The following is a 17933-nucleotide window of genomic DNA, read 5'->3' on the forward strand; positions in this document are numbered from 1 at the left end:
GCGCGAAAGCTGACAATCGAATGTAAGGAAGAGCCCGGTTGGAGTCGGAGCCCGCGCGAGTGGCACGATTCACTCCGTGAGTGAGCGCTTCGACTTCACCGGGGACGAACTGGCACCGGCCTACCGCGCTGCGGTGGACGCCATCGAGGCCGGCGACCTGGTCGTCATGCCGACCGACACTGTGTACGGCCTCGCCGCCGACGCCTTCAAGGCCGACGCCGTGCAACGGCTGCTGGATGCCAAGGGGCGCGGCCGTGACGTGCCGCCGCCGGTGCTGATCTCGGTCGTCGAGTCGCTGGACGCGCTCGCCACCGACGTACCGGACAACGGCCGCAAGCTCTGCGAGGAGTTCTGGCCGGGGCCGCTGACGGTGATCTGCCACGCGCAGACGTCGTTGCTGTGGGACCTGGGGGACACCCAGGGCACGGTCGCGCTGCGCGTGCCGGACCACGAGAACACCCGCGAGCTGCTGTCGCGGACGGGGCCGCTCGCGGTCAGCGCCGCCAACAGGTCCGGGCAGCCGGCGGCGCTGGACGTGTACGACGCCGAGGAGCAGCTGGGCGACGCGGTCGCGGTGTACCTCGACGGCGGCGAGGCGACCGCGGGGGAGCCGTCGACGATCGTCGACCTCACCACCGACACCCCGCGCGTGGTCCGCATCGGCGCCGTCTCCCTCGACCAGCTCCGCGCGATCGTCCCCGAGGTCCTCACCGAAACCGGCGAATCCGCCGATCCGACCCCCGACACGTCCGAGGCCAAACCGGAAGACGAGCTGACCGAGGACAAGCCGGCCGAGGACAAGCCGGCCGAGGACAAGCCGGCCGAGGACAAGCCGGCCGAGGACAAGCCGGCCGAGGACAAGCCGGCCGAGGACAAGCCGGTGGACGAGAAGCCGGCTGTGGACGAGCCTGTAGACGAGAAGCCGGCTGTGGACGAGCCTGTAGACGAGAAGCCGGGTGAGGTGGTTGGTGGGGAGCCAACTGACGGGGCGGTTGTGGCGTCCAAGCAGGATGAGGCGAAGACGACCGATCCCGACGTGAGGCCTGCGGACTAGTGCGCGAGTACCTGCTGGTCCTGTTCGTGGCGATGGCCACGACCTTCCTGCTGACCGGCGTCGCCCGGCAGATCGCGTTGCGGTACGGCGCGGTCGCCAAGGTCCGGGCCCGTGACGTACACAAGGTCCCGATCCCGTACTTCGGCGGCCTGTCCATCCTCGGCGGCCTGATCGCCGGCTTCGCGGTCGCCTCCAGCCTGCCGTTCCTCGGCAACAGCCTGCAGGTCGCGCACGACGCCCGCGCGATCCTGGTCGGCGGCGTGGTGATCTGCGCGGTCGGTGTGGTCGACGACCTGTACGAGCTGGACGCGATCACCAAGCTGGCCGGCGAGGTGCTCGCGGTCGGCGTACTCGTTGTCCAAGGCATCCAGTTGTACTGGCTGCCGTTGCCCGGCGGCGTGATCTCGCCGTCGCCCGCCCAGCTCGCCGTGCTGACCGCCGGCATCCTGCTGGTGTCCTGCAACGCGGTGAACTTCGTCGACGGCCTGGACGGCCTCGCGGCCGGCGTCACCGCGATCGGGGCGACCGCGTTCTTCACGTACTCGTACCTGCTGAACGTGCACGAGAACCTCGACCGCGCCACCACCTCGACGCTCATCACGGTCGCGCTGGCCGGCGCCTGCCTCGGCTTCCTGCCGCACAACTTCTTCCCCGCAAGGGTTTTCATGGGCGACTCCGGCGCCCTGCTGATCGGTCTGATGCTGGCCGCGTCGACGATCAGCCTGACCGGCCAGATGGACCCGAACGCGGTGCCGTACGAGGTCGGCGGCTCGAGCCTGCTGCCGGCGCTGCTCCCGCTGGTGCTGCCGATCGCGATCCTGGCGATCCCCGCGCTGGACCTGACGATGGCCTACGTCCGCCGGACCAAGGCCGGCCGTTCGCCGTTCGCCGCCGACAAGCAGCACCTGCACCACCGGCTGATGCAGCGCGGCCACTCGCACCGCCGGGCCGTCCTGCTGATGTACCTCTGGACCGCCCTGATCGCGTACGGCGTGGTGGTCCTCGGCCTGGTCCTGACCTGGTGGACCGTGCTCGTCGTGCTGGCCGTCGCGATCACCGCGGTGCTGCTCACGACCGGTCTGCCGAGGCGATCCCGGAAACCGCTCGCCAAGGTCTGATCCCCGCTGGGAGGGACCAGACCACTCGGTCGCGTGGGCTACCGATAGGGTGGTCCGTGTACAGCGGAAGAGGTCTCGTTTTGCTGACCGTGCAGACTTTGTGCTAGTTTTCACAAGCACCAGCAAAGAACAGCGACACCCCTGACCCCGCCCACCCGACGAGTTGGCCGCGAGACCAGCCCGCCTGCAGGACGGAACCACCAGATGGCTCCCACGGCTCACAGCCCGAAGCCCGCCGGACAAGCGACCAAGCACCCGGCGCTGGCAATGTTGCGTGGCGCTCTCGTCGCCGCCCTGGTCGTCGGTGTGAACGCTGCCGCGGTGTCCACCGTCGCCGCCGGTCTGCGTGGCCTCTGGGGCGCGTTGCTGGGTCTGCTGATCGTGATCGTCTTCTCCGGCGTCGGTCTGCTCGCGCTGCACCTGTCCCGCAAGACCTCCCCGACGATGCAGCTCGCCGTCGCGATGGCGTCGTACACCGGGCGGATCGCGGTCTTCGGTGGCCTGCTCGCGATCGCGCTGAGCTCGGACAGCCTGGACAAGCACGTGAACCTGACCGTCCTCGGCCTGGTCGCCATGGTCGTCGTGATGGGCTGGATGGCCGGCGAGATCTGGGCCTGGTCCCGGCTGCGGGTGCCGATCTACGACCTCGACAAGGAGGTGACGGCATGAGCACCGTGGGTGACAACGCCCGAGCTGTGGTGGAAGTTACGGGCCCCGATGTGACCGCAACTGTCGCCGACTGGTACGTTTCGGGTGCCAATGAGCGAGCATCAGGATCCGAAGCCATCACCCGGAGGGGGCGACGGCTGGCGGGTCCTGTCCTACTTGATCGGCGGTGTCCTCGTCTACGGGGGCATCGGGTTCGGGTTGGATCGCCTCTTCGGCACCCAGTTCCTGCTTCCGGTGGGCATCGTGCTCGGTGCCGGGCTCACCATCTTGATGTTGCACTTCCGGTACGGGTCGCGGTCCTGATCCTCACCGACCGCCATGCCCTGAGCCGCCCTGCCCTTTGCTACAAGGCGTCCGACTTGAGCACGACGCGAGAGGAGACCCGGTGACCGCCGGCGTTCCGACCGAGTTCATCGCACCCGGTCCGCAGAGCTTCGAAACCCCGCCGATCATCGACGGCGTGGACTGGTTCACCAAGCCCGTCCTGATCAGCGCGCTGACGGTCGTCGTCATCGTCTGGTTCTACTGGGGTGCGTCCCGCAAGGCCGCGATCGTCCCGACCAAGCTGCAGTTCGCCGGCGAGCTCGGGTACAACTTCGTGCGCAACTCGATCGCGCGCGACGCGATCGGCAGCCAGGAGTACATGAAGTTCGTGCCGTACCTGTGCGGCCTCTTCTACTTCATCCTGCTGAACAACGTGGCGGCGACCGTCCCGCTGGTCCAGTTCCCGACCTTCAGCCACATCGGCTGGGCGTACGTGGCCGCGATCATGAGCTGGGTGATCTACAACGCGGTCGGTATCCGCAAGCACGGCGTCTGGGGCTACTTCAAGCACCAGACGATGCCGGCCGGCGTCCCGGCCTGGCTGATGCCGCTGATGATCCCGATCGAGTTCATCTCCAACATCCTGGTCCGGCCGATCTCGCTGAGCCTGCGGCTGTTCGCGAACATGTTCGCCGGCCACATCCTGCTGCTGGTGTTCGTGCTCGGCGGCGAGTACATGGTGTTCGAGTCCGGGAAGATCTTCCTCGGCGGCGTCGGCATCCTGACGTTCCTGATGGGCCTCGCGATCGCCGGGCTGGAGTTGTTCGTCCAGTGCATCCAGGCCTACATCTTCGTGGTGCTGACCGCGCAGTACATCGGCAGCGCCATCGCCGACGACCACTGATCCCCACGAAGCCGCAGTACCCCCCAAGACCCGTAGTAACGGAAACCCGGATAGCCCCTATCCGTACCGAAAGGAAACACCTGAAATGGCTCTCGAGATTGCCGGCAACATCGCAGTCCTCGGCTACGGCCTCGCCGCGATCGGCCCGGGCGTGGGCGTCGGTCTGATCTTCGCTGCGGTCATCAACGGCACCGCGCGTCAGCCGGAGGCCCAGAGCAAGCTGCAGTCGATCGCGTGGATCGGCTTCGGCGTGACCGAGGTTCTGGCGATCATCGGTATCGCGCTCGCCTTCGTCTTCAAGGCCAGCTGACCACCCTTTCCGGACTGACTGACAGGACGCAGACATGACGACGTTGGTGCTACCGCTCAGCGAGGCGGCCGGCGAGGAAGTCAACCCGCTGCTGCCGCACACCGCCGAGATCATCTTCGGTTTCGTCTTCCTGGTCCTCTTGGCCATCGCCTTCGCCAAGGTCGTCGTACCGAAGTTCGAGAAGGCTTATGCCGATCGGACCGCGGCGATCGAAGGCGGGATGAACGAGGCCAAGGCGGCCCAGGCCGAGGCGAAGGCGGCTTTGGAGAAGTACAACGCGCAGCTGGCCGAGGCCCGGCAGGAGGCTGCGAAGATCCGCGAGGACGCCCGTGAGCAGGGTGCGGTGATCATCGCGGAGATGCGTGAGCAGGCGAACGCCGAGGCCGAGCGGATCGTCACGCACGCGCGGGCCCAGATTGACGCCGAGCGGGCGCAGGCGGTTGCCTCGCTGCGCAGCGAGGTGGGCACGATGGCGACCACGCTGGCCGGCCGGATCGTCGGTGAGTCGCTCGAGGACGAGGCCCGGCAGCGCCGGACCGTCGAGCGGTTCCTGGCCGAGCTGGAATCCTCGGAGTCCGCTCGTCAGGCTGTCGGAACGGACAGCTGATGCGCGGCGCGTCGAACGAGTCACTCGCCCGGGCCGAGCAGGCCCTGGCGGGTGCGGCCCCGGCCGAGGGCCTGGGCAGCGAGCTGTTCTCGATCGCGAAGCTGCTGGACGGCAACGGCGCGCTCCGGCGCGCCCTGACCGACCCGGCGCGGTCGGCCGAGACCAAGACCGGGCTCGTCGGGCAGCTGTTCGGCGGCAAGATCTCCGCCCAGGCGCTGGAGATCCTGTCCGCCGCGGTGTCCGGTCGCTGGGTCAGCGGACGCGACCTCGGTGACGCCCTGGACCGGCTCAGCGTCGAGGCCGAGGTGGCCTACGCCGACACCCGGCGGAAGCTGGACGAGGTCGAGGACGAGCTGTTCCGGCTGGACCGCGTGGTCGCGGCCGAGCGCGGCCTGGCCGACAAGCTGGGCGACCGGGTGATCCCGGTCGAGCATCGCCAGGAGCTCCTCGGCGGACTGCTGCGGGGCAAGGCCGACGGCACCACGGTGCGGCTCGCCGAGCGGGCCGTGGACGGCCGGGGCCGCAGCTTCGCGGCGTCGATGCGGTCCTACCAGGTCGCCGCGGCGGCCCGGCGGAACGCCAGCATCGCGACCGTGCGGGTCGCCACCGACCTGACCGAGGCGGAGCGCACCCGGCTCGCGGCGGCGCTCGGACGGCAGTACGGCCGGGACATCCAGCTGAACGTCATCGTCGACCCGAACGTGGTCGGTGGCGTGCGGGTGGACATCGGCGACGAAGTGATCGACGGAACCATCGCGGCCAGGCTCGACGACGCGCAACGGCGCATCGCGGGCTGAACGCCCCTTAACGACATAAGCGGCGCTAAGGGTCGGGAAAGCCTTTAGAGCCACAACAGGCCAGCAAGGGTCAAGGAAGCAGGAAACACAATGGCTGAGCTCACGATCAGGCCGGAGGAGATCCGGGACGCCCTGGATCGGTTCGTCACCGAGTACCAACCGGCCGACACCACGGCCGAAGAGGTCGGCACCGTCGTCGACGCCGGTGACGGCATCGCGCACGTCGAGGGGCTGCCCTCGGCGATGACCAACGAGCTGCTCGAGTTCGAGAACGGCACCCAGGGCATCGCGCTGAACCTGGACGTCCGCGACATCGGTGTCGTCATCCTCGGTGAGTACGACGGCATCGAGGAAGGCCAGCAGGTCCGCCGGACCGGCCGGATCCTGTCGGTGCCGGTCGGCGAGGGCTACCTCGGCCGCGTGGTCGACCCGCTGGGCAAGCCGATCGACGGCCTGGGCGAGATCCAGAACATCGAGGGCGAGCGCGCGCTGGAGCTGCAGGCGGCCGGCGTGATGGACCGCCAGGAGGTCCGCGAGCCGCTGCAGACCGGTATCAAGGCCATCGACGGCATGATCCCGGTCGGCCGCGGTCAGCGCGAGCTGATCATCGGCGACCGCAAGACCGGTAAGACGGCGATCGCGGTCGACACGATCATCAACCAGAAGGCGAACTGGGAGTCCGGCGACCCGAAGAAGCAGGTCCGCTGCATCTACGTCGCGATCGGCCAGAAGGGCTCGACGATCGCGTCCGTGCGCGGTGCGCTCGAAGAGGCCGGCGCGATGGAGTACACCACCATCGTCGCGTCCCCGGCGTCCGACCCGGCCGGCTTCAAGTACGTCGCGCCGTACACCGGCTCGGCGATCGGCCAGCACTGGATGTACCAGGGCAAGCACGTCCTGATCGTCTTCGACGACCTGACCAAGCAGGCCGAGGCGTACCGCGCGATGTCGCTGCTGCTGCGCCGCCCGCCGGGCCGCGAGGCGTACCCGGGTGACGTCTTCTACCTGCACAGCCGTCTGCTCGAGCGTTGCGCGAAGCTGTCCGACGAGCTCGGCGCCGGCTCGATGACCGGTCTGCCGATCATCGAGACCAAGGCCAACGACGTCTCGGCGTTCATCCCGACCAACGTCATCTCGATCACCGACGGGCAGATCTTCCTGCAGTCCGACCTGTTCAACGCGAACATCCGGCCGGCCATCGACGTCGGTATCTCGGTGTCCCGGGTCGGTGGCGCCGCGCAGGTCAAGGGCATGAAGAACGTGTCCGGCTCGCTGAAGATCGACCTCGCGCAGTTCCGTGCGATGGAGGCGTTCGCGATGTTCGCCTCCGACCTGGACGCCACCTCGCGCCGTCAGCTGGACCGCGGTCAGCGGCTCGTGCAGCTGCTCCGCCAGCCGCAGTACTCGCCGTACCCGGTGGAGGAGCAGATCGTCTCCATCTGGTCCGGCACGACGGGCAAGTTCGACGACGTCCCGGTGAACGACGTTCTGCGCTTCGAGCGGGACTTCCTGGACTACCTGCGCCGGGAGAGCAAGGTGCTCGACGCGATCCGCGAGTCCGGGCTGTTCGGCGACGACGAGGCGCAGGCCGTCACGGACGCGCTGACGGCGTTCAAGCCGACGTTCCAGACCTCCGAGGGCACGCTGCTCGGCACCGAGGCGCAGGCCGAGGCGATGGACGAGGCGGACGTCGACCAGGAGCAGATCGTCAAGCAGAAGCGGGGCTGATCCACCGTGCCAGCCAACCTGCGGGAGCTTCGCGACCGGAAGGCCTCGGTCACGACGATCAAGAAGCTCACCCGCGCGATGGAGCTCATCGCGGCGTCCCGGATCGTCAAGGCGCAGCAACGCGCCGCGGCGGCCGGTCCGTACGCGCGTGAGCTCACCCGTGCCGTGTCGGCGGTGGCGACGTTCTCGAACGTCGACCACCCGCTGACCACCGAGAAGGAGAACCCGCGGCGTGCCGCGGTGCTGCTGATCACCTCGGACCGCGGTCAGGCCGGGGCGTACTCGTCCAACGTGATCCGCGAAGGGGAGCGGCTGAACCAGCTGCTGCGCGAGGACGAGAAGGAGATCGTTCCTTACCTCAGCGGCCGCAAGGGCATCGCGTACTACACCTTCCGCCAGCGCGAGGTCGCGCAGTCGTGGTCCGGTGACTCCGACAACCCGAGCTTCGCCCGGGCCCGGGAGATCGCCGACGCGCTGATCGAGGCCTTCCTGACCCCGACCGAGGAGGGCGGCGTGGACGAGATCCACATCGTCTTCACCCGGTTCGTGTCGATGCTGACCCAGCGGGCCGACGTGATCCGGCTGCTGCCGCTGGAGGTCGTCGAGGGCGAGGAGGCGCCGGCGCCGGACGACGTGCTGCCGCTGTACGAGTTCGAGCCCTCCGCGGAGGACGTGCTCGACGGGCTGCTGCCGAAGTACGTCGCCAGCCGGATCCACTGGTGCATGCTGCAGGCGGCCGCCTCCGAGCTGGCCAACCGGCAGCGTGCGATGAAGTCCGCGACGGACAACGCGCAGGACCTGATCGAGAGCCTGACCCGGGACCTGAACCAGGCCCGCCAGGCGCAAATTACCCAGGAAATCAGCGAGATCGTCGGTGGCGCCAGCGCGCTGGCCGACGCGAACGCCGGGAGCGAGTGAGAGAGATGACTGCCACGGTTACCGAGAAGAACAACGAGGCGGGCGCCACCGGCGTCGGTCGCGTCGCCCGGGTGATCGGCCCGGTCGTCGACGTCGAGTTCGCGGCCGACGCGATGCCCGACATCTACAACGCGCTCGAGGTGGACATCACCCTGGGCGACACCACCCAGACGATCACCCTCGAGGTGGCGCTGCACGTCGGCGACAACATCGTCCGGGCGATCTCGATGAAGCCGACCGACGGCCTGGTCCGCGGCGCCGAGGTGCGCGACACCGGCGCGGCGATCTCCGTCCCGGTCGGTGACGTCACCAAGGGCCGCGTGTGGTCCGTGACCGGCAAGTGCCTGAACCAGGACGAGTCCGAGTTCGAGATCGCCGAGCGCTGGCCGATCCACCGCAAGGCGCCGGCCTTCGACCAGCTCGAGTCGAAGACCGAGATGCTGGAGACCGGCATCAAGGTGCTCGACCTGCTCACGCCGTACGTGCAGGGTGGAAAGATCGGCCTGTTCGGCGGTGCGGGTGTCGGCAAGACCGTTCTGATCCAGGAGATGATCTACCGGATCGCCCACAACTTCGGTGGTACGTCGGTGTTCGCCGGCGTGGGCGAGCGGACCCGTGAGGGCAACGACCTCATCAACGAGATGGAAGAGGCCGGCGTCTTCAAGGACACCGCGCTGGTGTTCGGCCAGATGGACGAGCCGCCGGGCACGCGCCTGCGGGTCGCGCTGTCGGCGCTGACGATGGCGGAGTACTTCCGCGACGTCAAGCAGCAGGACGTGCTGCTGTTCATCGACAACATCTTCCGGTTCACGCAGGCCGGTTCCGAGGTCTCCACGCTGCTCGGCCGGATGCCGAGCGCCGTCGGTTACCAGCCGAACCTGGCCGACGAGATGGGCGTGCTGCAGGAGCGGATCACGTCGACCCGCGGTCACTCGATCACCTCGATGCAGGCGATCTACGTGCCCGCCGACGACTACACCGACCCGGCGCCGGCCACCACGTTCGCGCACCTGGACGCGACCACCGAGCTCTCGCGTGACATCGCGTCGCGTGGTCTGTACCCGGCCGTCGACCCGCTGACCTCGACGTCGCGGATCCTCGACCCGCAGTACATCGGCCAGGAGCACTACGACGTGGCCGTCCGGGTGAAGCAGATCCTGCAGAAGAACAAGGAACTGCAGGACATCATCGCCATCCTCGGTGTCGACGAGCTCTCCGAAGAGGACAAGATCACCGTCGCGCGGGCGCGCCGGATCGAGCAGTTCCTCTCGCAGAACACCTACATGGCGGAGAAGTTCACCAACATCCCGGGCTCCACCGTGCCGCTGAAGGACACCATCGAGTCCTTCAAGAAGATCACCGAGGGCGAGTGCGACCACATCGCCGAGCAGGCGTTCTTCAACGTCGGTTCGCTCGAGGACGTCGAGCGCAAGTGGGCCGAGCTGCAGAAGGAAAACTGAGATGGCCGACGATTCTGCCAAGCACCTCGAGGTCGCGCTGGTCGCGGCCGAGCGGACCGTGTGGCAGGGCCAGGCCAAGATCGTGATCGCCCGGACCACGGACGGTGACGTCGGCATCCTGCCCGGCCATGCGCCGCTGCTGGGCCTGTTGCAGGGCGGCACCGTCCAGGTGCGGACCGTCGACGACGAGTACTTCGTCGCGGCCGCGCCGGACGGGTTCATCTCGGTGGCCAACGACCGGGTCTCGATCCTGGCCGAGAACGCCGAGATGGGTCACGACATCGACCTGGAAGAGGCTCGCCGCGAGCTCGAGCAGGCGCTGGCGGCCGGTCTGGCCGACGCCGACGCCGACGAGGTGCGACTCGCCGAGGCCAGAGTTCGGGCCGCCGAACAGACGTCCTGATCGCACCTGCCATAATCGAATATCGAGTCACAGCAGTACGGTTCTCCGGGGTGCCCGGGGTCGGGCACCGGAAATGGGGTCGCAAGGTATGCGGATAGTCCTCGATGTCGTCGGGGTCTGTCTGCTTGCCGCCGTGCTGTTCATCGTGCTTGTCGCGTTCCGCCGTCGCTGGTTGTCCAGGGACGGCGGAACTTTTGATTGCAGCCTGCAACTCGCGCAGAAGGAGCACGGCCGCGGCTGGGCGCTCGGCCTGGCCCGCTACGTCGGCGACGACCTGCAGTGGTTCCGGGTCTTCAGCCTGGCCTGGTGGCCGAAGCTCGTCGTCAACCGCCGCCAGCTCGAAGGTGTCACCACCCGCCGCCCGATGGGCAACGAACCGCTGGTCACCTATGCCGGCCACGTCATCGTCGACGCCGAGCTCCGCGACCGCACCGTCCACTTCGCCATGACCGAGGAAGCCCTGACCGGCGTCCTGGCGTGGATGGAGTCGGCGCCACCGAGCACGCAGACCTATCTCTGAAGGGCCTGCAGCAGCATCGGCAGCGAGGCGTGCAGCTCGCGCTGCCAGTAGGCCCACGCATGGGTCCCCGGTCCGTAGAAGTTCGTGGTCAGGTGTTTCGCGCCGACCCGTTCGAGTTCGGCGGCCAGGGCGTGGTTCTGGCGGTTGAAGTCCGCCTCCAGCGCGTCCGTCTTCCCGGGCGGGTCGAGCGGGCCGGCCGTGCCGTCGCCGCAGGACAGGTACACCGGTAGCGACTTGAGCCGGTGCGCCAGGTAGTACGGATCGTGCGCCTCCCAGATCCCGCGCTGGGCGACGGGGTCTCCCCAGACCCGGAGCGGGTCGTTGCCCTGGCCGGCGAAGAAGCCCTTGATCCGGTTGATCGACTCGTCGTTCAGCAGCGGGTGGGCCGAGCCGGAGTACGCCGCGGCCGCGCGGAACATGCCGGGGTGGCGGGCGGCGTACAGGAGCGCGCCCTGGCCGCCCATCGAGAGGCCGGCGACGACGCGGTTCGAGCTCGCGCCCCAGCCGTGTTCGAGCAGGTGCGCCAGTTCGACGGTGTGGAAGGTCTCCCAGGCCGGGTCGCCGCCCGCGCCGTAGTTCCACCAGTCGCTGTACCAGCCGTTCCAGCCGGCTTCGGGCATCACGACAAGGACCTTGCGCAGGCTCGGGATCGTGGCGATGTCCGTGCCGGACCAGGAGGTGTAGTCCCCGCAGCAGCCGTGCAGGAGCCAGAACGTCGGCCAGTGCTGGCGGCGGTCGGCGGGATTCCAGCCGTCCGGTGTCAGCAGCCGGACGTTGACGGTGCGGCCGCCGAGCGCCTCGGAACGCACGGTCAGGTCGGTCAACCTGTCCGCGACCTGCCGGACGGCGACGACTTCGGCGCCGCGTGGCGCAGCCTGGGTCGTCGCGATCGCGCCGGATGTCTGGGCCGGTGGGGCCGCCTGGGTGGGAGTGAGAGGGGAGAGTGCGAGGACCAGGGCGCTGACCAGCAGCGCGCGCCGGCCGAGACGGGACAGATCGACGGGCACGAGCAACCTCCGGAGGGCGGGTACGGATTCCTGCTCACAGCGACGACCCGAGTCGAAACCATCCACGCCGGCGGCTCAAGACCGCGGTCCGCCCGGTCGATCGGTGGTCCGGGATCTGCGGCGAACGGTCGGTAATTCGGTGGGCACGGTGCGCGCCGGTTTGCCATCATCGCCGGTATGAAGAGCTTCTTCTTCCGACTGGCCTAGCTCCCGCTGGTCCTTGTGCGGCGTTCGCCCTTGACCGGTGAGGCGGGAGTGGCCGGCTGGTCGCTCCCGGGTGCCTACCGGGAGATTCTTCATGTCTTCTGCACTGGTTCTGGTGCGGGTTGTTGCGGGGTTGGAGTGGCTGGCCGCCGAGGAGGTTGCGGCGGCGGGGCACCGGGTGGTCGAGGTGTCCAAGCGGCAGGTGGTCGTCGAGGCGTCACCGGACCTGGTGGACCGGCCGCCGCGGGTGGCCGACGATCTGTTCGTGGTGTGCGGAGCCGTCCCGGACCCCGGACGCGCGAGGTCGGGGCTGGACGGCGCGGTGCAGGCGGCGGTGCGGTCGGTGCCGGCGGAGCGTGGCGCGTTCGCGGTCTCGGCGTCGTTCCAGGGCGTGCGGAACTTCAACCGGTTCGACGTCGAGGATCTGGTGGGGGAGCGGATCGCGCGGCTGGGCGGCGGGCGGTACCACTCGCGACGGCACGGACAGGTCCCGCCGGATCAGCGGGTCGAGTGGCGGGTCGTGCTGGACGGCAAGACGCTCTGGGTCGGGATGCGGCCGTACGACGTACCGCTGCACCGGCGGGCGTGGCGGCAGCGGACGGTGCCGGGCAGTCTGCATCCGCCGGTCGCGGCCGCGATGGCACGCCTCGCGGACCTGACGCCCGGGCACGCCGTACTCGATCCGTTCTGCGGTGCCGGAACGGTGCTGCTCGAAGCACAACTGCTGGAACCGTCCGCGCGATTCTTCGGTGTTGACCGCGATCCGGCAGCGATCCACGCGGCCCGGACCAACGCCGCCGGCCGGGACATGACCTGGACGTGCAAGGACAGCAAGCACCTCAGGACGCCCACCGACCGCATCATCACCAACCCACCCTGGAACCGGCGCGTCCACATCGGTGACCTCGCGCCGCACCTCCGCACCTGGCGACGGACACTCGACGGGCTGCTGGTCGCCATCCTGATGCCGGACCAGGCGGACCACCTTGCCCGCGGGTGGCGGCTCCACGCGCGCCACGAGATCGCGGTCGCCGGGCAACATCCGGTGATCGTCGTTGCTTCTCCGGAAGAGATCGCGTAGGTTCCTGGCTGCTCATACGTATGAACAGAGGTGAGGATGACGGCTCCGAGGCAGTCCGACGTCGCCCGGCTGGCCGGGGTTTCGCAGTCTGCGGTGTCGCGGGTGGTCAGTGGGGACGTCGACCGGATCCCGGTGGAGACCCGGGACCGGATCCTGGCCGCGGTCAAGGAGCTCGGGTACGTGCCGAACGCCGCCGCGCGGAACCTGCGGAACAAGCGCAACCGGCTGCTCGGCGTGCACACCTTCGAGGCTGTGTTCCCGCACGCCCGCGAGGACTTCTACTTCGAGTTCCTGCTCGGGATCGAGGAGCGCGCCGAGGAGATCGGGTACGACCTGGTGCTGTTCACCTCGACGGGCACGAGCGACGGGCGGCGCCGGATCTACCGCGACGGCACCAATCGGCTGAACCTCGCCGACGGCACCGTCCTGCTCGGCGCCGCGACCGATCGCGAGGAGCTGGCCCGGCTGTGGCACGACGGCTACCTGTTCGTGCACATCGGCCGCCGCGAGGTGCCGGGCGCGGAGATCCCGTGCATCGTGCCGGACTACGTGTCGGCGGCCGACCGGATCGTCACGTCGCTGGCCGGCCGCGGGCATCGTCACCTCGCCTACCTGCGCTCCGACATCGAGCAGGAGGCGTACGTCGATCGCCGCGCCGGCTATCGCGCCGCCGTCGAACGCCTCGGCCTGCAGGACCGCTCGCCCGGGTTCCGCGGCGAGCCCGGGCTGACGGACGAGTGGCTCGACGAGCTGGCGGCAGGCCCCGAGACCGCGGTCGTCGCCGAGAACATCGCCCAGGCCGAGGACCTGCGACGCCGGCTGGCCGAGCGCGGGCTGAGCGTTCCGGCGGACGTGTCGGTGGCGGTCCTGGAGGGGTCCGGCGACGAGCCCGGGCACCGCTGGGACTGCCTGGTGATTCCGCGCAAGGAGATCGGCCGGATCGCGATCGACGCACTCGTGGCACGGGTCGAGAACCCGGACGCGGAACCCGTCAGCCAACTGGTGGCCTGTGAGCTGGTGGCCGGCGAAACCGTCGCCGACCCGCCGGCTGACACAAGTACGAGGGAGTGAACCGGTGGAACTCGAAACCGATGTGCTGGTGGTCGGCGGCGGACTCGGCGGGGTCGCGGCCGCGCTCACCGCGGTGCGGTTGGGGCGCCGCGTGGTCCTGACCGAATCGACCGACTGGCTGGGCGGTCAGCTCACCAGCCAGCTCGTGCCGCCGGACGAGCACCCGTGGATCGAGCAGTACGCCCCCAGCGGGTACGCCGAACTCCGCCGCCGGATCCGGGACTACTACCGCCGCAACTACCCGCTGACATCCGAGGCGGCCGGCGACCCGCTGCTCGATCCGGGCCTCGGGGTCGTCAGCCGTTTCTGCCACGAGCCGCGGGTCGCCGCAGCTGTGCTGGAGGAGATGCTCGCACCGTGGCGTGCCTCCGGACAGTTGACTGTCTTGATGGAGCACGAGCCGGTCGCGGCCGCCTCGAACGGCGACGAGATCGAGGCCGTGACGCTGCGGGGCGCCGGGGCCGAGCTGACGGTGACTGCGGCGTACGTCGTGGATGCCACCGAGCTCGGCGACCTGCTGGAGCTGGCGGACGTGGAGCACGTGATCGGCGCGGAGGGCCGTGACCAGACCGGCGAGCTGCACGCGCCGGAGGTCGCGAATCCGCTGGATCAGCAGGCGTTCTCGTGGTGTTTCGCGCTGGAGCACCGGGCGGGGGAGGACCACACGATCGACCGGCCGGCCGGGTACGAGCACTGGCGGGACACGGTCGCGCCGTTCTGGCCGGGATCGCAGTTGTCCTGGACCGACGTCGTCCCGGTGACGCTGGAGCAGCGGGAGTGGAAGCTGCTGGACGCGAACCCGTCGAAGCAGGCGCCGTTCTCGCTCTGGCGCTACCGGCAGATCCTTGCCAGCAGCAACTTTGTCGACAAGGTGATCCCGGACGTCACGGTGGTGAACTGGCCGCAGCTCGACTACTGGGAGCAGCCGCTGCTCGGCGGACCGGATCGGGACAAGGCCCTCGCCGCGAGCCGGGACCTGTCGCTGTCGTTCCTGTACTGGATGCAGACCGAGGGCGGCTACCCCGGACTGCGGCTGCGCCCGGACGTCACCGGCACGGCGGACGGCCTCGCCAAGACGCCGTACATCCGGGAAGCCCGCCGGATCCAGTCCGAGTTCACGGTGCTGGAGCAGCATGTCGGCGTCGAGGCACGGCCGGCCGGCGCGGGCAGTGAGGTGTTCGCGGACACCGTCGGGCTCGGCCGGTACCGGATCGACCTGCATCCGAGTACGGCGGGCCGCAGCTACGTCGACATCGAGGCGTACCCGTTCCAGATCCCGCTCGGCGCGCTGATCCCGGTCCGCGTCGGCAACCTGCTCCCGGCGAACAAGAACATCGGGACCACGCACGTCACCAACGGTTGTTACCGCCTCCATCCGGTCGAGTGGAGTATCGGCGAGGCGGTCGGCGCACTGGTCGGTTTCTGCCTGACCGAAGGCCTGTCACCACGCAAGGTCCGCAACGACCCCACCCACCTGGCCGACTACCAGCGACTCCTCACCGACAAGCTGGGCACCCGGATCGCCTGGCCGGAAGAGATCCGCACCCATCGCGACTGAACCGCCGATGCGGGGTCGGGCGCGCCGACAGCGGTTGACGGTTCCGGTGCGGACAGCGGAGGCTGGGTGTCGGCCGTCGGTGACTCGGCGCCGGTACTCACAGTGGATCTGGGGACCGCTAGGAGGACTCGTGATTCGTTCCCGAGCGGTCCGGCTCGCCGCGGCGCTGATGGCCGCTGCCCTCGTGGTTCCGGTGGTTCCGGCCGTGGCGTCGCGGGACGTCAAGCTGGAGATCCTGTCCGGCCGCCCGGACATGGTGACCGGTGGCGACGCGCTCGTCCACGTCGCGGTCCCCGACGCGGACGAGCCGGTCCGGGTGACGCTGAACGGCGCGGACGTGTCGTCGGCGTTCGCCCCGGACGGCACCGGCGTGACCGGACTGGTCAAAGGGTTGCTGCCCGGCTCGAACGTTCTGCGCGCCGAGGCCGACGGACGTCGTACGACGCTGGACGTGCGGAACCATCCCCGGCAGGGGCCGGTGTTCTCGGGGCCGCACGAGCAGCCGTTCCTGTGCGAGACCGCGAAGTTCACGATCCCGGTGATCGGCGGCACGCTCGGCGCCCCGCTGGACGCGGACTGCACGGTCGCGCCACGGGTCGACTACTTCTACCGGACCGCCGCCGGCCAGTTCGTGAAGTGGCCTGCCGGCGCCACGGCGTACCCGGCGGATCTCGCGAAGACCGACGCCGGTGACCCGTTCATCGTGCGGATGGAGACCGGCAGCGCGAACCGGGCCGTGGTCCAGACCAGCATGCTGCACGACCCGCTGGGCGAGGCCGCGCCGACCCCGACCCGGCGGTCGTCGAGCTGGAACGGGCGGGCGGTCTTCACGCTCGGCGGCGGCTGCGCCGGCGGGTGGTACCGCTCCGGCACGACGACCGGCGGCGTCACCGACGCGTTCCTGCTCGGTCGCGGGTACGCGCTGCTGTCCTCGTCGCTGAACGTCTTCGGCCAGAACTGTAACGACCTGACCGCGGCCGAGTCCGCGATGACGACGAAGGAGTTGTTCGTCGAGCACTACGGCCGGCCCGACTTCACGATCGGCTTCGGCTGCTCGGGCGGCTCGTACCAGGCGCACCAGATCACCGACAACTACCCGGGCATCTTCGACGGTATCGTCGTCGGCTGCTCGTTCCCGGAGGTCGGGTTCGGCACGGTCTCGTTCATCAGCGACTCGTGGCTGCTGGACTCGTACTTCGGCACGTCCGGTCTCGCGTGGACGCAGGAGCAGAAGCGCCGGGTGGCCGGCTTCCAGACGTACGCGACGCTGCCGAGTATGGCGGTGAGTGCGAACCGGATCGACCCGCGGAGCAACTGCACCCATCTCCCCGCCGAGCAGCGCTACGACCCGGTGACGAATGCGCAGGGTGCGCGCTGCGACGTCTTCGACCACACGATCAACGCGTACGGCGCGGACCCGTCGAGCGGGTTCGCGCGGCGGCCGCTCGACAACGTCGGCGTGCAGTACGGGCTGAAGGTGCTGAAGTCCGGGGGGATCACGCCCGCGCAGTTCCTCGACCTGAACGAGCACGTCGGCGGGTTCGACGCGGACGCCAACCTGGTGCCGTCGCGGACCGCGGCGGATCCGCAGGCGGTGCGCGCGGCGTACCGGACCGGGCGGCTGACGAACGGCGGGGGCGGGCTGAAGGACGTGCCGATCATCGACTACCGGGCGCACTACGACACCCAGTCGTACGGCGACATCCATGTCCGGTATCACACGTTCTCGATGCGCGCCCGGCTGCAGAAGGCGAACGGTACGGCGGCCAACCAGGTCAGCCTGCTCGAGGACGCGACGTACGGGCTGTTCAGCACCGCGAGCCCGATGCTGCAGCACGCCGTCGACGAGATGGACCGCTGGCTGACCCAGCTGACCGCCGACACCACGTCGCGGCCGCGGATCGACAAGATCGTCGCGGCGCGGCCGTCCGGGCTGGTCGAGGGATGCCGGGTTCCGTCGTCCACGGAGTTCGTCGCGCAGCCGTTGAACCGCGACCCGGCGTCGCGCTGCGAGAAGCTGTTCCCGTCGGCGTCGTTCCCGCGGGAGGTGGCCGGGGCCGGGGTGGCGGCGGACGTGATCAAGTGCGAGCTGCGGACGCCCGTACGGTCGCAGTACCCGCGGTTCACCGACGCGCAGTGGCAGAAGCTGCGGGCGATCTTCCCCGACGGGGTCTGCGACTGGTCGAAGCTGGGCATCGGTCAGCAGCCGTTGGCTGGGACGTGGATCAGTTTCTGAAGCGGTAGCGGGCTGTTTCACCGC

General features: G+C 69.2%; 18 protein-coding genes. 17 read left to right on the plus strand and 1 reads right to left on the minus strand.

Features of this window, described 5'->3' with window-relative positions; all coding sequences use genetic code 11:
- Positions 1 to 76 precede the first annotated feature (76 nt).
- From ABZW60_RS38820 to ABZW60_RS38880, 13 genes are all read left to right on the plus strand, one after another.
- Positions 77 to 1054, plus strand: a complete 978-nt coding sequence (locus ABZW60_RS38820; protein WP_355485657.1) for an L-threonylcarbamoyladenylate synthase — start codon at positions 77 to 79, stop codon at positions 1052 to 1054.
- The gene (locus tag ABZW60_RS38825; protein ID WP_355485658.1) at positions 1054 to 2172 is read left to right on the plus strand and encodes an MraY family glycosyltransferase; all 1119 of its coding nucleotides are present in this window, start codon (positions 1054 to 1056) and stop codon (positions 2170 to 2172) included. Before ABZW60_RS38820 ends, ABZW60_RS38825 begins: the two co-directional genes overlap by 1 nt.
- Before the next feature lie 204 nt (positions 2173 to 2376).
- Positions 2377 to 2841: a hypothetical protein gene (locus ABZW60_RS38830; RefSeq protein ID WP_355485659.1), complete on the plus strand. Its 465-nt coding sequence runs from the start codon at positions 2377 to 2379 to the stop codon at positions 2839 to 2841.
- Between the two features lie 90 nt (positions 2842 to 2931).
- The gene (locus tag ABZW60_RS38835; protein WP_355485660.1) at positions 2932 to 3144 is read left to right on the plus strand and encodes a hypothetical protein; all 213 of its coding nucleotides are present in this window, start codon (positions 2932 to 2934) and stop codon (positions 3142 to 3144) included.
- A gap of 82 nt (positions 3145 to 3226) precedes the next feature.
- Entirely contained in the window at positions 3227 to 4009 is a 783-nt protein-coding gene (gene atpB / locus ABZW60_RS38840; protein WP_355485661.1) for a F0F1 ATP synthase subunit A, read from the plus strand.
- A gap of 85 nt (positions 4010 to 4094) precedes the next feature.
- Positions 4095 to 4319, plus strand: a complete 225-nt coding sequence (gene atpE, locus ABZW60_RS38845; protein WP_130448646.1) for an ATP synthase F0 subunit C — start codon at positions 4095 to 4097, stop codon at positions 4317 to 4319.
- A gap of 34 nt (positions 4320 to 4353) precedes the next feature.
- Positions 4354 to 4926, plus strand: a complete 573-nt coding sequence (locus tag ABZW60_RS38850; RefSeq protein WP_355485662.1) for a F0F1 ATP synthase subunit B — start codon at positions 4354 to 4356, stop codon at positions 4924 to 4926.
- A complete protein-coding gene (locus ABZW60_RS38855) occupies positions 4926 to 5723 on the plus strand; it encodes a F0F1 ATP synthase subunit delta (RefSeq protein ID WP_355485663.1) in 798 nt (265 codons plus the stop codon). Before ABZW60_RS38850 ends, ABZW60_RS38855 begins: the two co-directional genes overlap by 1 nt.
- A gap of 90 nt (positions 5724 to 5813) precedes the next feature.
- Positions 5814 to 7451, plus strand: a complete 1638-nt coding sequence (gene atpA, locus ABZW60_RS38860) for a F0F1 ATP synthase subunit alpha (protein ID WP_355485664.1) — start codon at positions 5814 to 5816, stop codon at positions 7449 to 7451.
- Between the two features lie 6 nt (positions 7452 to 7457).
- A complete protein-coding gene (locus ABZW60_RS38865; protein ID WP_355485665.1) occupies positions 7458 to 8369 on the plus strand; it encodes a F0F1 ATP synthase subunit gamma in 912 nt (303 codons plus the stop codon).
- 5 nt (positions 8370 to 8374) lie between these two features.
- Entirely contained in the window at positions 8375 to 9829 is a 1455-nt protein-coding gene (gene atpD, locus ABZW60_RS38870; protein WP_355485666.1) for a F0F1 ATP synthase subunit beta, read from the plus strand.
- A 1-nt stretch (position 9830) separates the two neighbouring features.
- Positions 9831 to 10232, plus strand: coding sequence for a F0F1 ATP synthase subunit epsilon (locus ABZW60_RS38875; RefSeq protein ID WP_355485667.1), 402 nt, complete (start codon positions 9831 to 9833; stop codon positions 10230 to 10232).
- An 88-nt stretch (positions 10233 to 10320) separates the two neighbouring features.
- A complete protein-coding gene (locus tag ABZW60_RS38880) occupies positions 10321 to 10752 on the plus strand; it encodes a DUF2550 domain-containing protein (RefSeq protein WP_355485668.1) in 432 nt (143 codons plus the stop codon).
- Here the strand turns inward: ABZW60_RS38880 and ABZW60_RS38885 are convergent.
- Positions 10743 to 11759, minus strand: a complete 1017-nt coding sequence (locus ABZW60_RS38885) for an alpha/beta hydrolase family protein (protein ID WP_355485669.1) — start codon at positions 11757 to 11759, stop codon at positions 10743 to 10745. The genes ABZW60_RS38880 and ABZW60_RS38885 overlap by 10 nt on opposite strands.
- 298 nt (positions 11760 to 12057) lie before the next feature.
- On the opposite strand from ABZW60_RS38885, the gene ABZW60_RS38890 reads away from it, so the two are divergent.
- The 4 genes from ABZW60_RS38890 to ABZW60_RS38905 all read left to right on the plus strand — a co-directional run bounded on the left by ABZW60_RS38890 (position 12058) and on the right by ABZW60_RS38905 (position 17909).
- Complete coding sequence (locus ABZW60_RS38890; protein ID WP_355485670.1) at positions 12058 to 13044, plus strand: methyltransferase domain-containing protein; 987 nt, start codon at positions 12058 to 12060, stop codon at positions 13042 to 13044.
- A 36-nt stretch (positions 13045 to 13080) separates the two neighbouring features.
- On the plus strand, positions 13081 to 14115 hold the full coding sequence (locus ABZW60_RS38895) for a LacI family DNA-binding transcriptional regulator (RefSeq protein ID WP_355485671.1): 1035 nt from the start codon (positions 13081 to 13083) through the stop codon (positions 14113 to 14115).
- 4 nt (positions 14116 to 14119) lie between these two features.
- Positions 14120 to 15673, plus strand: a complete 1554-nt coding sequence (locus ABZW60_RS38900) for an FAD-dependent oxidoreductase (RefSeq protein ID WP_355485672.1) — start codon at positions 14120 to 14122, stop codon at positions 15671 to 15673.
- Between the two features lie 130 nt (positions 15674 to 15803).
- A complete protein-coding gene (locus ABZW60_RS38905) occupies positions 15804 to 17909 on the plus strand; it encodes a DUF6351 family protein (RefSeq protein ID WP_355485673.1) in 2106 nt (701 codons plus the stop codon).
- Positions 17910 to 17933: the final 24 nt, after the last annotated feature.

Origin of the sequence: Kribbella sp. NPDC003557, from assembly GCF_040610805.1 — a bacterium.
Taxonomy (GTDB): Bacteria; Actinomycetota; Actinomycetes; order Propionibacteriales; family Kribbellaceae; genus Kribbella.

Excerpts from the sequence above, each read along its gene's own strand:
- ABZW60_RS38850 (WP_355485662.1), top strand. The coding sequence starts at position 4,354 with ATGACGACGTTGGTGCTACCGCTCAGCGAGGCGGCCGGCGAGGAAGTC.
- ABZW60_RS38875 (WP_355485667.1), top strand. The coding sequence starts at position 9,831 with ATGGCCGACGATTCTGCCAAGCACCTCGAGGTCGCGCTGGTCGCGGCC.
- ABZW60_RS38835 (WP_355485660.1), top strand. The coding sequence starts at position 2,932 with ATGAGCGAGCATCAGGATCCGAAGCCATCACCCGGAGGGGGCGACGGC.
- ABZW60_RS38830 (WP_355485659.1), top strand. The coding sequence starts at position 2,377 with ATGGCTCCCACGGCTCACAGCCCGAAGCCCGCCGGACAAGCGACCAAG.
- ABZW60_RS38895 (WP_355485671.1), top strand. The coding sequence starts at position 13,081 with ATGACGGCTCCGAGGCAGTCCGACGTCGCCCGGCTGGCCGGGGTTTCG.
- ABZW60_RS38880 (WP_355485668.1), top strand. The coding sequence starts at position 10,321 with ATGCGGATAGTCCTCGATGTCGTCGGGGTCTGTCTGCTTGCCGCCGTG.
- atpA (WP_355485664.1), top strand. The coding sequence starts at position 5,814 with ATGGCTGAGCTCACGATCAGGCCGGAGGAGATCCGGGACGCCCTGGAT.
- atpD (WP_355485666.1), top strand. The coding sequence starts at position 8,375 with ATGACTGCCACGGTTACCGAGAAGAACAACGAGGCGGGCGCCACCGGC.
- atpE (WP_130448646.1), top strand. The coding sequence starts at position 4,095 with ATGGCTCTCGAGATTGCCGGCAACATCGCAGTCCTCGGCTACGGCCTC.
- ABZW60_RS38890 (WP_355485670.1), top strand. The coding sequence starts at position 12,058 with ATGTCTTCTGCACTGGTTCTGGTGCGGGTTGTTGCGGGGTTGGAGTGG.
- ABZW60_RS38855 (WP_355485663.1), top strand. The coding sequence starts at position 4,926 with ATGCGCGGCGCGTCGAACGAGTCACTCGCCCGGGCCGAGCAGGCCCTG.